At 34.2% G+C, this 19,463-nt stretch carries 14 protein-coding genes; 9 read left to right on the forward strand and 5 right to left on the reverse strand.

All coding sequences use genetic code 11. The features are described 5' to 3' along the window. Positions 1-40 precede the first annotated feature (40 nt). From IPO86_12555 to IPO86_12585, 7 genes are all read left to right on the forward strand, one after another. Positions 41-2,203, forward strand: a complete 2,163-nt coding sequence (locus tag IPO86_12555) for a tail fiber domain-containing protein (GenBank protein ID MBK9728938.1) — start codon at positions 41-43, stop codon at positions 2,201-2,203. Between the two features lie 10 nt (positions 2,204-2,213). Next, positions 2,214-2,723 carry a T9SS type A sorting domain-containing protein gene (locus tag IPO86_12560; GenBank protein ID MBK9728939.1) on the forward strand — a complete coding sequence of 170 codons (510 nt, stop codon included), beginning with the start codon at positions 2,214-2,216 and terminating at the stop codon, positions 2,721-2,723. Between the two features lie 56 nt (positions 2,724-2,779). Beyond that, the gene (locus IPO86_12565; GenBank protein ID MBK9728940.1) at positions 2,780-3,061 is read left to right on the forward strand and encodes a hypothetical protein; all 282 of its coding nucleotides are present in this window, start codon (positions 2,780-2,782) and stop codon (positions 3,059-3,061) included. 44 nt (positions 3,062-3,105) lie between these two features. Further along, positions 3,106-4,332, forward strand: a complete 1,227-nt coding sequence (locus IPO86_12570; GenBank protein ID MBK9728941.1) for a hypothetical protein — start codon at positions 3,106-3,108, stop codon at positions 4,330-4,332. 152 nt (positions 4,333-4,484) lie between these two features. Then, positions 4,485-5,048, forward strand: coding sequence for a hypothetical protein (locus IPO86_12575; protein ID MBK9728942.1), 564 nt, complete (start codon positions 4,485-4,487; stop codon positions 5,046-5,048). 100 nt (positions 5,049-5,148) lie between these two features. Further along, positions 5,149-9,471 carry a gliding motility-associated C-terminal domain-containing protein gene (locus IPO86_12580; protein ID MBK9728943.1) on the forward strand — a complete coding sequence of 1,441 codons (4,323 nt, stop codon included), beginning with the start codon at positions 5,149-5,151 and terminating at the stop codon, positions 9,469-9,471. Between the two features lie 41 nt (positions 9,472-9,512). Continuing rightward, a complete protein-coding gene (locus tag IPO86_12585) occupies positions 9,513-10,226 on the forward strand; it encodes an RNA pseudouridine synthase (protein MBK9728944.1) in 714 nt (237 codons plus the stop codon). A 73-nt stretch (positions 10,227-10,299) separates the two neighbouring features. Here IPO86_12585 and IPO86_12590 read toward each other — a convergent pair whose 3' ends face one another. The 4 genes from IPO86_12590 to IPO86_12605 are packed head-to-tail and all read right to left on the reverse strand — an operon-like array spanning position 10,300 to position 16,662. Continuing rightward, positions 10,300-12,975, reverse strand: a complete 2,676-nt coding sequence (locus IPO86_12590) for a prolyl oligopeptidase family serine peptidase (protein MBK9728945.1) — start codon at positions 12,973-12,975, stop codon at positions 10,300-10,302. Positions 12,976-13,028: 53 nt separating this feature from the next. After that, entirely contained in the window at positions 13,029-14,447 is a 1,419-nt protein-coding gene (locus IPO86_12595; GenBank protein ID MBK9728946.1) for a right-handed parallel beta-helix repeat-containing protein, read from the reverse strand. A 20-nt stretch (positions 14,448-14,467) separates the two neighbouring features. Beyond that, complete coding sequence (locus IPO86_12600) at positions 14,468-15,664, reverse strand: RsmB/NOP family class I SAM-dependent RNA methyltransferase (GenBank protein MBK9728947.1); 1,197 nt, start codon at positions 15,662-15,664, stop codon at positions 14,468-14,470. 2 nt (positions 15,665-15,666) lie between these two features. Further along, positions 15,667-16,662 carry a galactose mutarotase gene (locus tag IPO86_12605; protein ID MBK9728948.1) on the reverse strand — a complete coding sequence of 332 codons (996 nt, stop codon included), beginning with the start codon at positions 16,660-16,662 and terminating at the stop codon, positions 15,667-15,669. Positions 16,663-16,866: 204 nt separating this feature from the next. Here IPO86_12605 and IPO86_12610 point away from each other — a divergent pair, with 204 nt between their 5' ends. Both IPO86_12610 and IPO86_12615 read left to right on the forward strand, forming a co-directional pair. Further along, a complete protein-coding gene (locus tag IPO86_12610) occupies positions 16,867-18,348 on the forward strand; it encodes an OmpA family protein (protein ID MBK9728949.1) in 1,482 nt (493 codons plus the stop codon). A gap of 130 nt (positions 18,349-18,478) precedes the next feature. Further along, positions 18,479-18,883: a DUF1761 domain-containing protein gene (locus IPO86_12615; protein MBK9728950.1), complete on the forward strand. Its 405-nt coding sequence runs from the start codon at positions 18,479-18,481 to the stop codon at positions 18,881-18,883. Between the two features lie 158 nt (positions 18,884-19,041). On the opposite strand, the gene IPO86_12620 is transcribed toward IPO86_12615, so the two are convergent. Then, positions 19,042-19,251 carry a hypothetical protein gene (locus IPO86_12620; GenBank protein MBK9728951.1) on the reverse strand — a complete coding sequence of 70 codons (210 nt, stop codon included), beginning with the start codon at positions 19,249-19,251 and terminating at the stop codon, positions 19,042-19,044. Positions 19,252-19,463 lie beyond the last annotated feature (212 nt).

A 19,463-nucleotide genomic window follows, 5' to 3' on the forward strand; every position in this document is an offset into this window, starting at 1 on the left:
CAACTTATTCATCCCATTTATCAACTTGCAAATAATTTATATGAAATACGTTCAACTATTTTTTATCTTTCTATCTCTTTCCATAAATGCTCAAGCTCCCTTAAAATTAAATTACCAAGCAGTAGCTCGTGATAATTCCGGAGCAATTATTTCTTCAAAACAACTTGGATTGCGATTGAGTATACACGATGGCTCGGCAAATGGTTTGGTTCAATATTCAGAAGTGTTTACCGTCACTACCAATCAATTTGGATTATTTACAGTTAATATTGGAGCAGGTGTTCCATTCATTGGCACTTTTAAAGATGTAAGCTGGAATTCTGGCTCAAAATTTTTACAAGTTGAATTGGATCCAAACGGGGGCAATAATTATTTAAATATGGGGACTGATCAATTGCAAAGTGTACCCTATGCTTTAGTTTCTGAAACTGCCAATTCAATTAATGGTGGTGTCCCTTTAAAATCATTAAGAAATGATGGTGCTCAGAATGGTCAGATCATTAAATGGAATGCTACAACGAATCAATGGGAACCTGGTGATGATATTAACGGGACAATGGGCCAAAGTTATACTTCAGGAAATGGTATATCAATAAGTGGCGCCAATGTGATAAGCAATACAGGAGATTTAAATCCAAATGATGATATTAATAATGGCACTTCAGCCAGTGGTGATCTTTCAGGAACTTATCCTGATCCGCAAGTAGTAAAAATCCAAGGAAAGACAATTTCATCTAACAACCCAGTTGATGGAGATGTTTTAAAATGGAATGGTGCTTTAAACCAATGGGAGCCTGGTAAAGACAGCATTGGCACAATCAGTCAAACATACACCGCAGGAAATGGCATTTCCATAAATGGCACAAATGTGATCAGCAACACTGGAGATTTAAATCCAAACGACGACATAACAAATAGTACAATAGCAGGAGGTGATTTGTCCGGAACTTATCCAAATCCACAAATAAATAAAATACAGGGCAAGGTAATTTCTGCATCTAACCCAACCAATAATGAAGTATTAAAATGGAATGGAAATCAATGGAATTCATCGCCAGATTTATTAAGCCTACCTGCAAGTTTTACAGAAAATAGTTTTAGGCAACAGGCAAATCCGAGATATCTCCTGGAAATTAGTCAAACAGGCAGGGATGGAGTACTTGGACTTTTTAATACGAATACTAACACAAACATCCCAACACTATATGCTGAAAGTAATAATTCAGGTACTGCAGGAACTTTCATAAATAAAGGAACAGGTAGCACTTTAAACGTAATTTCTGAAAATTCAAACACATTTTCGCAAACCATGCTTGTTTCATCAGCAAGTTTGGGTGAATTGATTCATGCTATAAACACAAATACAAATAATACAGCTTCTCTTATGTCAATAGAAAACGCTGGCAGAGGAAACGGTATCGGTATTCAAATGAGTTCAAATACTGCTACTGGTTCAGCTCTAAACATTAATACAAATTCAATGGGGAGAGGCCTTATGATAACAAAATCAAACACCAATTCTACATTGCCTGCACTAGAAATTCAATCAAACGGAACAGGTAGTGTTGGAAGAATTATTCAAACAAATGCAACAGCAAGCAATATTGATGCATTTTACGTAGAATCCAGAGGAGTAAATTGGGCAATGCATGCTATCAACACCCATAGTTCAGGAATAGCGGCTAAAATCGAAAATTCAAACAGTTCATCCATAAATGACGCTTTGCAAGTTGTAAATGCAGGTAGTGGTCATGGAATCAGATGCACAGGTACAGCATTAAAAACAGCAGGAGGAAATACATGGGCTGTTCCTTCTGACATTCGACTTAAAAAAGATATTCATGATTTTACAGATGGATTGCAAGTAATTGAAAAAATAAACCCTAAAAGGTTCAGATATAATGGACTTGCAGGGACAAATGATCGCAAAGTCGAAATAGGAATCATAGCTCAAGAAATCCAAAGCATCGCACCCTATACAATTGAATCTAGACTAACCAAACTTCATCCAGATAACAATAGTCCTGATGCAAATTCAGAAGACAATTTAGAGCTCCTTTCATTTAATAGTAGTGCATTGCAATTTGTAACAATAAATGCAATAAAAGAATTGAGTGAATCCATAAAGCAATTAAAGGAAGAGAATAAACAATTGAAGGCTGATATAAAATCAATGAAATATTTAATTGAAAATAAAAAGTAACTAAATATTTATGAAGTATACAATTTGTTTTATAATTTTAAACTTGACAAATTATATTGTAAAATGTCAAACCCTGGAACCAATTGTAATAGCCACGTCCGGAGCATTTTACTCAAATAATTCGATATCACTTTCACAAACAGTAGGTGAAATGTGCTTGGTAAAAACTTTATTTAATAATACAATACTTACTCAAGGATTTCAACAAGCCTATAGTCAAAATTCAACAATTAATACTGATATTGAAAACACGATTAAAGATTTCATAATTTACCCAACGGTAGTCAATGAAAATATTATACTTGAATTTAATTCTAAAAAATCCATGACATTATTTATACGTCTAATAAATATACATGGACAATGCACCTCAGATAATTTTAAACTAATTACGAAATCTGGGCATAATATACATACCATCAATACTTTTGATTTTCCTAAAGGCATGTATTATCTCAACGCCTATGATCTAGACATGAAAACACAAATTACTACTAGGCATTTTGTTAAACAAAACTAGACTTACTTTATCAATTTAAATTTATTTAATAATTAAACTTAATCAACAAATAAATTATGAAAATAACTATCATCATCAATCTTATAATTTGGTTTCTATTTTTTAATGCACACGGACAAATAATTAAGCCGGAAAAACTCTACACCAAATCCTGTGACACCGTAAGCATCGACAGCATGATTTGCATTAAATGCACAAATGCAGCTTTGACTTTGGGTTGTAAAAAGTATGCGTGTGATTTTAAAAATCACTGCATCCCAATGCCGGTTGTTCCACCTAAAAATAAATCAAAGGATATTAAAACAACCTTGCCGGGTGGAACACAAAAGAAAGGATGATCGGATGTTCTTAAACACTCTTTTTCAAAAAAAATAATAATCGTATGATTAAATTTTTTAAACTCAGATTGTTTGCTCTCGGTATATTACATACCACATCATTGCTCCTATTTGTGAATACTGCAATGGCACAAGCTGAAAACCAAATTGAAGAACAAACGGCCAATTATCTCAGTTACGCTCCGGAGTTTTCCATTCCGGTTTCCCCTGCATTTGATTTGTTGGGGGTCAATCCATGTCTGGTTCCTAAACCTTCAAATCTGCGCAATTTTAAAGTGGATTGGTCTTTTAAAAGTTATGGGCTGACTCCTAATCTGGCGATCCAAACACAACCCATTAATGAGATTTATTTTAATACCCCTAAGAAATTAAAAAATTATTATAAACGATCCAAGTTCTTGAAGCAATTGGCCAGTTTAGATCTTTCTGCCGGCACCGTTGATGGAAACACCGAACTTGAAACAAAATCAGTCACATTTAAAGATATTGAAGGTATTGACTCGATTGTCAACATCGAAAACAATTGGCGAATCCGAAGCTTTTCATATGCAGTTAAACTAAACTTGTACAAAGAATATGAACCCTTAAATGATAAACTGATTTTCCGCAATGTCATGAAGGAGTATGATGAGAAAAAGTCTGATTTGAAAACACAAATCGGACTACAGAAAAAATCTCTTACCCAAACCAATGATCAGGAAGAAAAATACCAGATCAAGGAAGCCATTAAATCCTATGAAATGGAACTAAATGGCTTGGATAATACATTTATCGATCGAATGAAAAAAATAGTAGATCTTTATAAGGCCGAAAAATGGAATTCCAGTTATATCGATTTAGCATTTGGACAGGCTTTTGATTATGATAGTCGCGATAGTAGTTTACTTAAATTTAAAAATCTACATAAAGTGAGAACCCTATGGGGTCTTTGGATAAATGGAAGCAAAGGCTTTGGGAAAAATGTTTTGCTTAGTGGTATTGCGCGTGTAACAAGTGATAAGAATATTTTGGTCAATGAAAAATTTTATCAATTAGATTGTGGACTCAACTTCCGATATGGCAATTACCGTTATAATTTTTTCACCGAAATATTTATGCCGATCCATTTCAATCAGCCCGTTCTTGAAGGTAATAAATTTATCGCCTTCGGTGGCGACTGGCGCTTTAGCCGGAATGTCATTTTGAATTATGCGATGCGCGCTTCATATGATGATGCAGGTAAACTTGAAAATATTATACCTGTGGTGAGTGTGTCTTGTATTATGCGTTAATTTAGTATATTAACTATGAACGACTTCCATTTCAATTTTCAACAGTAGAACATAATGGCAATGCAGTTTATTAATTGGCTTATTTCGTAATTTATGACCGGAGTGATCACAATGAAAACTACAATAATAAATTTAGTCATACTATAATACTTATGTTCCAATATTATTTTGCAGTAATTGCAACTTGGATTTTATTTAGTCAATGTGAAGATGTAAATTCCAATCCTATAGAAACGCCTATTTTCAATTTACTCTTCGAAAATAAAATTGCAATAGACACGGTAACTCAAGCAGCAACTACCTGGGAATACGGTTTTAAATTTCAGTCTCTGGTTAATGGCAAACTATCTAAACTTGGAATACTTGTTCCAGATACAGGGTTTTATAAAATTAGACTTTATAATCTCAGCACATACCAACTGCTCCTGGAAAAGCTCATTGAATCTAAATTGAGCAGTATAGAAAACTATATCAGCATTCCTTCCATTGAAATTACTGCTGGTACCGATTTTGGTGTCAGCTTAGTGGCTGATGTATTTTTCAATGTTCGCAACCTCAACGGACAAGTTTTTAATTTTCCCATAACTAAAGGAAATATCAGCATCCGTTCATTTAATGAAGATCCTTGTGGCACGAACGGTTGTCCGTTCTTTCCAACTACATCGGTCAATACGCTCATTGCTCCTTGCGTTAACATCGGTTTTACAGCAGATTAACCACAAGCAGCTAAAAGCAATACAGTAATTTAGTTATAATTTCTCAAGAACCGTATCTTAGTGTTTGCATAGACAAACCACCAAGGAGATGAGCTTAAGCGTGAAATATTTACATATTGCTTTTTTTATAGTATTTGCAATTTTTCAAGGATCATCCCAATGTACCGGCTTATCAGCTGACGCAGGTCCTGATTTATTTACTTGCGACCCAACTATGCCCGTCCAGTTAATGGGAAGCTTTAATGGGTCTCCAATGAAGACCTACTGGACACCAACTACCTATTTAAGTGATCCAAATATTTTAGATCCAATCGTAAATGCACCTGCTGGAAAATATAAATATACCTTAACTGTGGAAGCTGTATCCACAACAAATCTTGTTTCCAATGGCGACTTTGAATCTGGAAGCGGTGGGTTCACACATGAATACAACTATGGTAGCCCCGGAGGACCTTTTAGTCCAGGTTGGTTGAGTGTTGGGACGAATCCTTTTTTATACAATGGAGGGTTCGCAAATTGTGGAGATCACACTACTGGGTCCGGAAATCAATTGATCGTTGATGGACATACCACTCCTAATTCAAAAGTATGGTGTCAAAATATAACGGTAACCGCTGGTAGAACCTATCTATTCAGGTTTTTTGTTCAAACTGTATTTCCTGTTTCTCCCGCTGTTTTGAGTGCTACGGCAAATAATGTCTCTTTTGGTACCGTAACTGCGGGTGCAAATTGCGACTGGCAAATGTTTGAAGCTTGTTTTACAGCAACTTCAAGTTCCGTTGAAATGTGTATCCGGGAAACCACAGGCGTTAGCTTCGGAAATGATTTTGCAATTGACGATATTGAAATGTTTGAAAAATGCATGGACTCAGATGAAGTGATGGTGGAAGTGGTAGATTTAAAAGCAAAAATTGATGCGCCAAGACTTCCAAAATGCGCCTCTGATATTTTTGATTTAAATGCAATAGGATCTTCTGCTGGTCCAAATGTGAGCTATGAATGGAGGTCAGAAGGAGGTAAAATTATTTCAAATATCGGCTTAAGTGCAAAAGGAAAAGGGAGTGGTAAATATATTATTAAAGTTATTTATAAAAATGGCAATGTACTTTGTGAAAAAGAAGCCGAAATAGACATCACTGCTTCCGATGATCTTGAAGCTACCTTGGAAGTGGAAGGTATTGCAAATTGCAATTCCGATACTATTATACTACGCGCCAAACCAACAAATGGAAGTGGAAATTTTAGCTTTAATTGGATCCCTGCAAATAAAATTCATCGCGGTAAAATGGATTCAATAGCCTTTGTAACAGATGCCGGACTCTATAAGGTTGTTATTATAGATATGGATTCTGGTTGTGAAATAGAAATTCAAGATGTGGTTGTTTCTGATACAAGTACCCCTAAAATACAATTAAAAGGAGATACTTTAATCAGCTGTTTGAATAAAAATGCAAGTTTAATTGGCGGTCCCTTTGATACCACTAAATATAATTATCAATGGTTACTACCTGACCTTAGTATCATATTAAATAAGGATAGTATTTTCACATCCGCAGCAGGTAACTATTCACTCAAAGTTATTGATAAAGCCAATAAATGTTATTCGGAAAAATTATTAACTATAAAAATTGATACCACTAAACCAATTCTTGAAATTGGAATGGATGCAACACTTGATTGTATCCAACCGGAAGTAACTATTAATCCAAGCGCAAATAATCCAAATCAAACAATTAATTATTTTTGGCAACTTCCATCCGGTAATTTGCCTGTTGAATCAAACTTGCAAATTAAAAAAGAAAATAAAGCTGGAGTCGTCATCCTCAATTTAGTCAATATAAAAAATGGATGCCAGGTAAGCGATAGTTTAATAATTACAGATATTCGCAAATTTCCAATTGCAGAAGCAGGTATTGGAGATACTTTAACGTGTATTGTAAATGATATAACTTTAAATGGATTGGGAACCCAAATAGATTCTGCAAAATATTCCTGGACTACTAAAACAGGAAATATTATTTCCGGAAATAATACTTTGAATCCCAAAATAAACGCCTTGGGATGGTACTATCTTTTAGTAGAAGATACTACCAACCATTGTACTAATATGGATTCGGTATTTATTGATCAAAATAAAATAATTCCAAAAGCAATATTAGGTCCAGATAAGATTTTTACTTGCGCAGATACCGTATTGACAATAGATGGTTCACTTTCATCACAAGATCCACAAATAAAATATAAATGGTCAACGTTAAATGGCAGTATATCAAATAGACTTGGAAGTCCATTCATTGAAATTAAATCAGCTGGGTTATATACACTTGTTGTATTAGATACTATTAACGGATGTTCAGATACCACTCAAATTACAGTACACCCAGATTTAAATGCCCCGCTCGCAACCATTGCAAATGCAGATACAATCACCTGTAAAAATCCTATTGTAACTTTAAAAGCAACTGCTTCTTCACCTGCAGGAAATCCTATTCAATATAACTGGACGGCAATAAACGGGCAAATTATTCAAAATCCAAACACCTTAAATCCATCCGTATCAGAAGCTGGCAATTATGTCTTATTTGTCAAAGATCAAATGAATGGATGCAGCACAACGGTATTAATAAATGTAGCAATTGATACTCTAAAACCAATAGCAAATGCAGGTTTGGATGAAGTATGGAATTGCAAATCAACGCAAATTATATTGGATGGATCTGCTTCTTCCGGAGATCCAAATCTTTTATATAATTGGACAACTTCAGATGGCATGATTTCTGGAAATAATCAGCTCAACAAAATTATTGCCATGGGGCCTGGAACATATTTTCTGCGCGTAACAGACCCAACCAATGGATGTGAATCATTCGACCAAATTGAAATACAAAAAGATTTAACGGTACCCATAGCGGTTATTAATCCGGCAGATACTTTGACTTGTATAAAAACAAATATTTTTCTGGATGGACAAGGGTCCAGTAATGGAAATCGTTTTCTATACACCTGGTCAACTACCAATGGCCAGATACAAGGTGCTACTGACCAACTGAATATTCAAATCACAAAACCAGGACAGTACCAACTCATCGTTACGGATACCATAAATCATTGCACAGACTTAAAATCAGTTTTAGTTTTCGAAGATAAGATTAAACCAATCGTAGATGCAGGAAATCCAAAGGAACTGCTTTGTGAAATTTTAGATCTCTTCTTGACAGGTACTAGCAATACCGTTAATTCAAACGTAACTTGGTTTACAAATCAAGGTAATATTATTGGTAAATCTGACTCCAGCCAAATTAAAATAAATAAACCAGGTCTTTATTACTTCCAGGTAACAAATTCTTTTAATGGATGTACAGCCATAGATTCTGTCTTCGTTACACAAAGAAATAATTTAATCGTTGAAGCAGGAAAAACAACAGAACTCACCTGTCAAGTTAAAGACGCAACACTCTTTGGAAGTATACTAAATGCAGCTGGAAATGAAACCATTCTCTGGTCTACTAATCAGGGTAATTTTATTGGGAATATAAATACTATTCAAACTAAAGTAAATCGCCCGGGCGTATATTATTTCCAGGTAACAAATCCAATAAATGGATGTAATGGAATAGATTCGGTTTTGATTTCTGAAAATACAAATATTCCAACTGGGTTAACGATTGATTTAAAACAAGCAAAATGTCCTGGAGATCTCTGGGAGGCAAGTCTCAACAACATTATGGGCGGTGAATTGCCATTGCAATATTTTTTAAATAATAATCAAGTGAATGGAACAAACTTGAGTGGTCGTTTGGCTGGAGTTCAAACAGTAACCATTATAGACAAAAATGGATGCGTATTAAATGGATCCTTTACAACCATCGATCCACTACCTATTGATGTTCAAATGACCCCATTAGTAAGACTTCAATCAGGTGAAAGTTATCAGTTAAAACCATTGTATTCAATACCTGATGACTCCATTGCATGGACTTTATGGAGCCCTCCAGATTTTTTAAATTGCACTGATTGTCCATATCCTCAAATTAATAGTATTACCAGAGAAACAGAATATTTTTTAACTTATGCAAATCATAATGGATGTATTGCAACTGCACGTATAAAAATAGAAATTATAGATAGAGGCGTTTGGACACCCAATTCGTTTAGTCCAAATGGAGACAACATAAATGATCGATTTTATCCAGTTGTTACTGAAGATTCTTATAATGAAATACGAACTATGAAAATTTTTGATCGTTGGGGAAATCAATTATTCGAATCCAATCACTTTCCACCAAATGATCCATCCTATGGATGGAATGGAAATACAAATAATCAACATGCAGCACCTGGAGTTTATGTTTATTTTATAGAATTAGAATGGAAGAATGGAGAAATCCAAAAGCTTTTTGGTGACCTAAATCTGATTCGATAAATTAAACTAAAGCGTCTTAAACTTACTATAAAATATTCAGCTTGCAAGTATCAGATTTAATCTACTTTGAAAATGCGGATTATATAATTGCTAAAAAACCAAGTGGTTTGCTATCTGAAGAAGATGCTACAGGATCCAGGAATTTGCGACAAGAACTTGAAAACTATATTCGAACAAAATATCCCTGGAAAAAACAACTTATATGTCAGCTTGCAAACCGACTTGACAAACCTGTGGGTGGTCTTTTATTTTGTGCTAAAAAGCAAAGTATTTTAAAAGATATACAATATAAGTTTTACATGAGAAATGTAAAAAAATTATACTTTGCTGTGGTGGAAGGAAGCCCTGAAAAGAAGAAGGCAACCCTTGAAAATTATTTATTAAAATCATCTTCAGAATTTAGAGCATTGCCAGCAAATGCAGAAACAAAGGATGCTAAACTTGCAAAATTAAGTTATACTACCCTAGCCTCCCATTCAAATTTAAGCTTATTACAAATTCGATTATTAACCGGAAAATTTCACCAAATACGCTTTCAGTTGTCTCAGCTAGGACACCCTATTTGGAATGATGAATGGTATGGCGCCCGGCGGATTATGGTTGAACAACGGCTAGGATTATACAGTTACTATTTAGGATTTATAGAACCCAACACTGGCATTCAAAAGCACTTTAATTGTGCTCCACCAGAAATCGAACCCTGGATTCTATTTAATAATGAAATTCAATCTGCGCTTAAAGCAATTGAATCTTAACGTTCAACAAAACAGCTTTAAATAAAATGAAAACTCCATTTTATTGCCTGATTTGAATTCCAATAAAATATGCTTACTTCAATTCTGCTTTCATCGTTGAACCATTAAATTCAGGTAAGGTCATTTCATATTTAAGCGGGGTCGGATCTTCTCCTTTAGAAATCCAAATAATAATTTCACCTGGATCCCCATTTGCAGGAATCAATTTAACTTTATAACAGGCTTGATTTTTTACAGATTCTGTGGCAATTACCTCCAATGCATAAATCTTTTCTGTTAGCATTTGAAGATCTATGTTTCTTAATAAGGTTGTATAATTTTCTGTTAAAGGCAGCGTTGCAATTACAAAAAAACCTCCTGGACCATCTGTTTTGCAGACTCCTGTAGTAGTAATATTTAACGGACTTTTCTTTCCATTCATATTCATTCTGCCATTGACCAGTTTTTCTTCATAATTCAGTTCTATATAAATTGGTCCCTGATCAATCTTTCTAGTAATAGGATTCAAATTTTCTTTATTCAAACTAAGCTTATCAACAATTTCTCCCATTGGCATTTTCATTTCATCAGAAATTTTCCAGATAGATCCTGAATCTTCAATGGTTGTTATTTGTTCAAATTCCATAGCTTCCCCCATCATATCTAAACTTACATTGTAAATATATTTTCCTGGTTTTAAAGTAATGGTTGCCATTCCAGAATCTTGTTTTACTTCCGCTTCTTTAATCTCAATTTTTTTAGGCAATGTAACAGATACTGGATTTACTGTAATTTCTTTTAATCTCTTTGAAATTTCAGGACTCATACTTTCCTGATAACGGCCTCCTAAATGATCTGCAAAAAACTTTTCGGCAGCAGCAAGAAAAGCCATATTATTAATAGGCCTTGCAAAACCATGTCCTTCGTCCGGCGCACAGATATATTCTACATCTAATTTAGATTGATTCATTGCATAAACAATCTGATCAGATTCTGCTTTTTTTACCCTTGGATCATTAGCACCTTGTACAATCATTAATGGTGTTTTGATTTGATCCACATGAAATAATGGGGACTGCCTTCTTAATTGAGCTTCCCCTTCTGGTGTTGTAGGATCCCCCATGCGCAAATGAAAAATTTTTCTACCAGCTTCCCAATAAGGCGGAATCGAAGCTAATAAAGTCAACAAACTAGATGGTCCAACAATTGAAATAGCTGCAGAATATAAATCTGGAGTATAGGTAACACCCGCTAAGGTTGCATAACCTCCATAGCTGCCTCCCATAATTCCAATACGTTTAGGATCTGCAATACCTTTCGAAATTAAATATTTAACCCCCCAGGTAATATCATCCTGCATTTTATCTCCCCATTGACGATTTCCTGCATCAATAAATTTCTTTCCATATCCAGTGGATCCTCTGAAATTCATTTGGAGAACAGCATAACCGCGATTCGCTAGAAACTGAACGTATGGATTAAAACCCCAACTATCTTTAGCCCATGGTCCTCCATGAGGATTTACAATTAATGGAAGATTTTTAGCAGTGATACCTTTTGGCAACGTCAAATAAGCAGGAATCTCCAAACCATCTGAAGATTTATAGGTGATTGGTTTCATTGAAGCCAAATCCGTATTTGTCAATTTTGGTCTTGGACGGTATTGAAATTTTGTCTTTTTAGATATGCGGTCAAAGGAGTAAACGGATCCATTATCTGTATCACTATAAACTGCGATTAACCACATTTTTTCATCTTTGGTAGATGAGGTAAATGCTACTTCTAATCCATTAAATGCTTTCTTTAGGGCTTTATAATCTGTCTCAAAACTTTTATCCTTCCAATAAATTCTTGTTTTTTCATCATCATAATAAGTAGCAATCATACGGTTGTCTATATCTGAAAATGAAACACTTCCAAAATCAACTCGCTTTTTAGGATCTGATTCTATAGGTTCTTCTTTTTGACTTGTGATATTAAACAAAACCAATTTTGAAAGATTATTCTTTTCACCTTTGTTGGTAACAAGATAAATACGTTGACCATCTTCATGAAAATTAACTGCATTCGCAGACTCTAAAGGTCCCACTGAATAAATTTTAACAAAGCCTTTCGGGTCTACTCTGAGTAAATCTGTTGAGCCATCATCATTTGTCCGTTCGGCAATTTTTAATTTATCTCTGCGGTCAAATACCCAACCTGTAATCCGGTCTGTATTTTTACGCAATAATTTTAATTCACCTGTTGATATTTTCAATTCGTATAAATCATGCCACGATGCATCCCGGTCATTCAAGCCTATAAAAATAACATCCGGTAAGGTTTTAGGTACAGCGTATATATAAACTCTTGTATTTTCTTTATTTGTCAAATTTCTAGAAACTGGAACGTCCTTCCCTTCTTCTGGTTTTTCTGTTGGGCTGACAGCATAAACCTGGAAATTCTCATTACCGCCTTTGTCCTGAACATATAAAATATACTTGCCATTTCTTGACCAGAAATAAGAAGTTATAGGTCGTTTTTCATCAGCTGTTAGCGGTTTGGCAGTTTCAAAAGCTGCATCAGTTTTTTTAACCCAAATATTTCGGGTACCATTAAAAGGCTTAATAAAACTCATAAATTTACCATCCGGAGAAAGTTGGCCGCCGGAGATTTCAGGATCCCCAAAAAAGATTTCTCTGTCAATCAATGGTGGTAATTGTTTTACTTGCTTTTGAGCTGTTAAACCCGTCATCATACTAAACATCATAAGAATAATAAATAACTTCATAATAATTGGAATAAAATCAATGATAAAATGGAACTAAATATCGGTATAGGCAATTAATCAGTAACAACAAATAATCCTGAAATTAGTTGATTTCCAATTTGGATCTTGTAAATGTACAGATTTGGATTCAATGCTGGCAATTCGATAGTCGCTTGATGAATTCGCATCTGACGTTTAATGCATTTTACACCATTCATATTAAAAAGTTCCAATGTTAATTCCAGTGGAAATTGGAATGCTTCAGATTCTGCAAATCGCAATTGATTTACCTTGGGTAAAAAATACAAGCGTGCGTTATTCTGAAATCCTTGTTCAGCATCTAATGTTTTCTGGAACTCATAACATCCAATATCGGGTTTTGCATCCGCGATTCTTATTTTATTTGCAAGCGGATGAACGTACTCAAAGCCAGGATTTAATGCAATATTTAAAAAACTTTGCTTTAAAATAAGAGCGCTGTCTTTGCCTGGTGAATCTTGAGTCAAGTGGTAATCATATGGATCTGATAGTCTGAAATTAAATTTTGAAATATCTGTATTTAAAATATTATGGGAGTTAAAATAGAATTTTGGGATACCACTTAATAAAGTAATATTGCCTGCAATTAAATTATTTGCACAAAACAAAGTATCCATATTAGATTGTACATTTAAGACGATCCCTTTATCTTCATTGTTAACGATGGTATTATAAACAAAAATAAAATTATGAGGACCGGGGTTTGTTAAACCTTCTCTCCCATATGAAATGAACGTGTTATTATCTGAATATTTGCCTTGCTGAATACTATTTCCCATCACTACACATTCACCTCCGTTTGGTAAATCAATTTCATAGCTTGCATCCCCATCTTCATTCGTAATTCTGTTGAATAATATACTATTTTTATATGCTCTGCTTTTTACTTCATGTCCATAATATGCATGATGCACATAATTAAATTGAAAGGTAAATGAACGCAAGTGGTTGATATAAATATTATGTGAAAATCCATCGCCAGCACCATTGCGGCTAAATTCAGAATATTCAACGAGTACATCACTCATGGAGTTATCGCCTGCAAGAATTCCATTTTGATTATTGTGAAAATAACAATGTCTCACAATTAAACTTGTTCCTTCCAAACGTATTCCTGCACCATTTCGATCTACGACTGTGCAATTTGAAAATTCAATATTTTCGATTGTATTGAAATTTCCAGCAATGACCCAAATAGCTTTTCCTCCAAAGGATGTACCTTCTGCATTTAGATGAGCCTTCCCGCCAACACCCAGGAGTTTTAAATTGTGCGCTGTCCATTTACTCACATCCATTTTGTATTCTGCAGCATCTATTAAAACGCTGTCTCCATCTTTTACTAAACTTGCTACTTCACTTGGTTTTGCATATTGTTTTCCAGGACCAACCAACCAGGTTTTTGCATCTGTCAACAATGGGGATAAAATCAAGAATAAGATACTTGTTACTTTCATATCGGTTAATTTAAGGGTTTTTAGCTTTTTAAGAGGCGGGCCATGTAAAACCCATCGAATCCGCTTTCAGCAGGACTGATAAATGATTCCTCTTCTAATTGAAAATGGGCTTGCTCAGTGCAAAAGTAAGCAATTTGTTTTGAATTTTCAGATGGTAAAATGCTGCAGGTAGCATATACTAGTTTGCCTCCGGGTTTTAACATTTCTGAATATTGCATTAGGATTTGCTTTTGCAGCAATTTGACCTTCTCGATATAGGCTCGGTCCACCTTCCATTTAGCATCCGGATTTCTTCTTAACACTCCAAGTCCACTGCATGGAACATCCAATAATAAACGATCGCAACGCTGAAATAATCGCTTAATTGTTTTATTATTCAGGATGGGTCGGGTCTCGATAATATCAACCCGATTTCTTTTAGCCCGCTTCCTTAATTCTTCGAGTTTCCAGGATTCCGTATCCAGGCATAGGACTTTTCCCTTGTTTTTCATTAAGGAAGCAATATGGAGTGATTTTCCACCAGCGCCTGCACATGCATCAATAACTTGCATTCCTGGCGCTAAGTCCAGAAAAGTGGCAACTTTTTGTGAAGAAGCATCCTGAATTTCAAAATATCCTTGAGAAAATAAAGGATCTCTAAAAACATTAAATTTATCTTTTATTAAAATCGCATCTTCATGTCCTTTGATTGTTGTTCCAATAATTTCTCGGGATGCTAATAAAGAAATTAAGGTATCCTTTGTAGTCACTAAAGTATTCGTTCGCAAGATTAAATCTGCTTTCTGATTTAATGCAATTAATTCTGCTTCATAAGAATCCGGTAATTCCGATTTCACTAAATCCAGTAAATCATCCGGATAAGAATGCAGAATAGCAAAATGCTTTTTAGCTTTTTCAAAATTTAACTTTACCGTATTGCTTTGTATTCCTTGAAATAAATCCCAATCAGGCAATTGAATATGCTTCAGCATAAAGTAGGCTGAAACCAAATCTTGCATTTTATTAGATTCAGCAACACAATAATGCAGCAGTCTGAAATTGCGAATGATATCATAAGATGATTCTGCAATAAAACTGCGGTCTCTTGCTCCCCAGGTTTTATTCGACTTTAATGTACGTTCGATTACTTTATCTGCATATGCTCCTTCCAACATACAGGAATTGATTACATCAATAACAGCTACTACTAAATTGCGATGAAATTTGAATACACTCATAGTTAAACAACTGAAAAAATAAATTTTGAACGATGGCTATAGGATTCTCCAGCTAATAAAACAGTAGATGGAAAATGTTCATGGTTTGGACTATCTGGAAAATGCTGAGGTTCCAAACAAACAAATGAATGATTTTTGTACAATTTATTGCTTTTTCCCCGATCTGTTTCTTTATCCCAATTACAGGTATAGAATTGAATTCCAGGTTGTGTGGTATAAATTTCCATCTTTATTCCCGACTCAGGACTATATAAAATTGCCGCAGGAACATCCATAGAACCCTTATTATTCAGGATAAAATTATGATCATATCCATTCCCATATTGCAATTGCATTTCCTGATTGAAAAGATCTTTTCCAATTTTTTTAGGTTTTCTAAAATCAAATGCTGTATTTTCAACAGAAATATAATTACCAGTTGGCACACAATCTGAATCGATTTCAGTTATTGCATCTGCATTTATAAACAATAGATGATCTAGAATAGAATCTGAATCTGCTAAATTAAAATATGCATGGAATGCCAAATTTATGATTGTGTCCTGATCAGAAATAGCATTATAGATCAAATTTAATTCATGTTCATTTTCAATTTGATATGTGAAATGAATCTTAAGATTTCCTGGATAACCCATTTCGCCATCTTGAGAATACAAATTATAACACATTGCATGCTCCGCTAATTGTTGATCCCTCCAAATCTTCGAATGAAACCCATCATTGCCTCCGTGCAGATGATGTGGGAATAAATTTTGATCTAATTGATAATGGATTCCATTCAAACTAAATCTTCCATTTCGAATTCGATTTGCATATCGGCCACACAGGGTTCCATAATAAAACCCAGCTTTTTTATACAACATTGGATCGTCATAACCGGCAATAATATCAATCAGTTTATCATTTCTATCCGGAACTCGCAAATACATCATCCGAGCCCCATAGTTCAATAAACCGATCTCCATCCGATTTCCATACCTGAGTAAAGCTTCTAACACAATGTTATATTATATTTTTTTAAAACTTAAATTAGTCTAAATATCAACCAATTATATATATATTAAAGTACATTTTATGAATTGGTATTAATTTTGTATTCAATGACCAAAAATTACGCCAGAGTCTGCCATAATTGGTTACTTTGCAAGATAATTGTACAATTTTTTAATCGAAAATTTATTTATTTAAACAAAATTTGAATCATGAAACAACTATTAATGTGTTTGGTAGTTTTTTTAGTCTTTTTTGAAACGGTAAGTTATAGTCAAGAAAGTCTAACTGCAAATAATCTAACTGTCAAGGCAGTCTGGTTTAATTATCATTCTCCAAATAATGATAATAAAAAACTTTTTAATGATCTGGATAATGGAATTGAACTAGGATATACTCGAAATCTTAGCAATTTATTAAGTTTAAGCGTACCAGTTCGATTTGGTGCTGCCAGATTTCCAATTTATAATGAAAGTACAAAAGATGTTACAAGCTATACAAGACGCAAAATATATGCAGGTTTAGATGCATTATTAGGATTGCATTTCTATAAAGGTAAAGCAATATCGCCTTTTATTTATGCAGGTATTGGGGCTTCTGCACCCTCTTTTGATTTTGACAATCTGCACGGTCAGGCTCCATTTGGATTTGGATTAGACATTAAATTAAGCGACAGAATGGGACTTATAGCTCAAACCGATTATCGCTTTGCTTTTAAAGATGGGTATGATAACTGGCAGCATGCACTCGGCTTCAGAATTTGCCTTTGTGAAGGGGATCGCGATAAAGATGGATATGCCGATAGCAAAGATGATTGTCCGGATGACGCAGGAACGATTAGTGGATGTCCTGATAGAGATAATGATAGAATTCGAGATTTGGATGATAAATGCCCTGAAGAAGCTGGAGTTGTTGAAAATTATGGTTGTCCTGCAGATATGGATAAAGATGGTGTTTATGACCGCGATGATGATTGTCCGAAAGTAGCAGGAACCATTAAAGGTTGTCCTGATAAAGATAAAGATGGTGTTGCCGATAAAGATGATCGCTGCCCAGATGTTGCAGGAACCATTAAAGGTTGCCCTGATACTGATAAAGATGGGGTTGTTGATATTGATGATAAATGTCCGAAAGTAGCTGGTCCGGCTAGTAATTTTGGTTGTCCTCCAGATAAAGATAATGATGGTTACCCTGATGCTACAGATCCATGTCCGGATTTAGCTGGCACTATTAATGGATGCCCTGATACAGATGGAGATGGCATCACAGACAATCTGGATAAATGTCCAAATACTAAAGGTATTGCTGCTTTGATGGGTTGTCCTGAAATTAAAATGGAAGACAAAAAAGTACTGGATATTGCCATGCGGGCTGTTCAATTCCAAACTGGTACAGCAGTTATCACTAAATCATCCTACAAAAATTTAAATGATGTATTAGTTGTTCTTAATAAATATCCTGAAATGAACTTAAGTATTGAAGGTCATACAGATAGTGTTGCTGATGATGCTTTAAATCAAAAACTTTCAGAAAAAAGAGCAAAAGCTTGTATGGATTATTTAATTAAAAAAGGAATTAATGTAAGTCGTTTAATGTCTGCTGGCTACGGTGAAACAAAACCAGTTGGCGACAATAAAACAAGAGATGGTAGACAATTAAATCGCCGGACTGAATTTAATCCAGTTTGGCGTTAAAAATAACTGATTATAGAAATTAAAAAGGAGCTGCCAGTGGAATATTAATTTATTCATGGCAGCTTCTTTTTTAGTAACTATAATTTATTGAGTTTTAAATAATATTTAATAAATTAATATTTTCAATAGTATGATATATGTAAATTGGTTGGGTGTAATTTTGGCTTCAATCAGTTCTTTTGTTTTAGCTTATTTTTGGTACAATCAAAAATTCTTTGGAAGAACATGGCAACGTGAAAACAATCTTTCGGATGAACAACTTCGTTCTGGAAACAAAACAAAAATTTATGGAATCTCGTTTCTTATGATATTCGTATATGCATACATGCTTGCAAAAACTATCATACGAACTGATTTTAGTGGCATGGCAGATGGTCTAAAATTCGGATTCATGGTTGGAACTTGTTTTGCAGCAATGAGTTTGGGTATTAATTATCAATTTGCAAGAAAATCAAACTCGCTCTTCTTAATTGATGCTGCTTATATCGTTGTATCTTCCACTATTATGGGAGCCATCATAGGTTGGATGGGATAAAATTCTTTGTTCAACTTATAATTTGAAATTTACCAAATTCAGGAAGTCTACAAAATTCAAATTAACAAAAATCACGAAAGTAGCTTCCTTCAAATAACAATGAAATATGCCCTAGGATATGGACAGTTAAGCTTACATTATTTCAGTCCTGATACCCCTTAATTCCAATTGGAATTTAAAACAACAAATAATATTATAAACAGGCCAATAAATAATAAAGGGATCGCAGGGACAAGCATAAACCCATTTGTAATTTCTTCAAATCCATTCTTTTTGAGGAATAAAGACAAAACAATCAGGCAGGTAAAAACAAACGCTCGTAAATTCACTGTGCTATTATGTGTAGTGCCAAATTGTAGCGTGTACATATCCTAAATTTGATTTGCAATGACTCCCAGTACTGCTAGAATATTAATAACAACTGCAATTTCAAAAACAGAATTTCATACTTTAAAAATTCTTATTGACGTTGTTTAATATAAATTTCTAATTTAATAATAAGTATCTGCTTTGGATTATTTTATAAAATTAGTAAATTTAGGAAGTTCAAACTCAGAATATTTGAATTTTACAAATACCA

This window comes from Saprospiraceae bacterium, assembly GCA_016717265.1.
Lineage (GTDB): Bacteria > Bacteroidota > Bacteroidia > Chitinophagales > Saprospiraceae > Vicinibacter.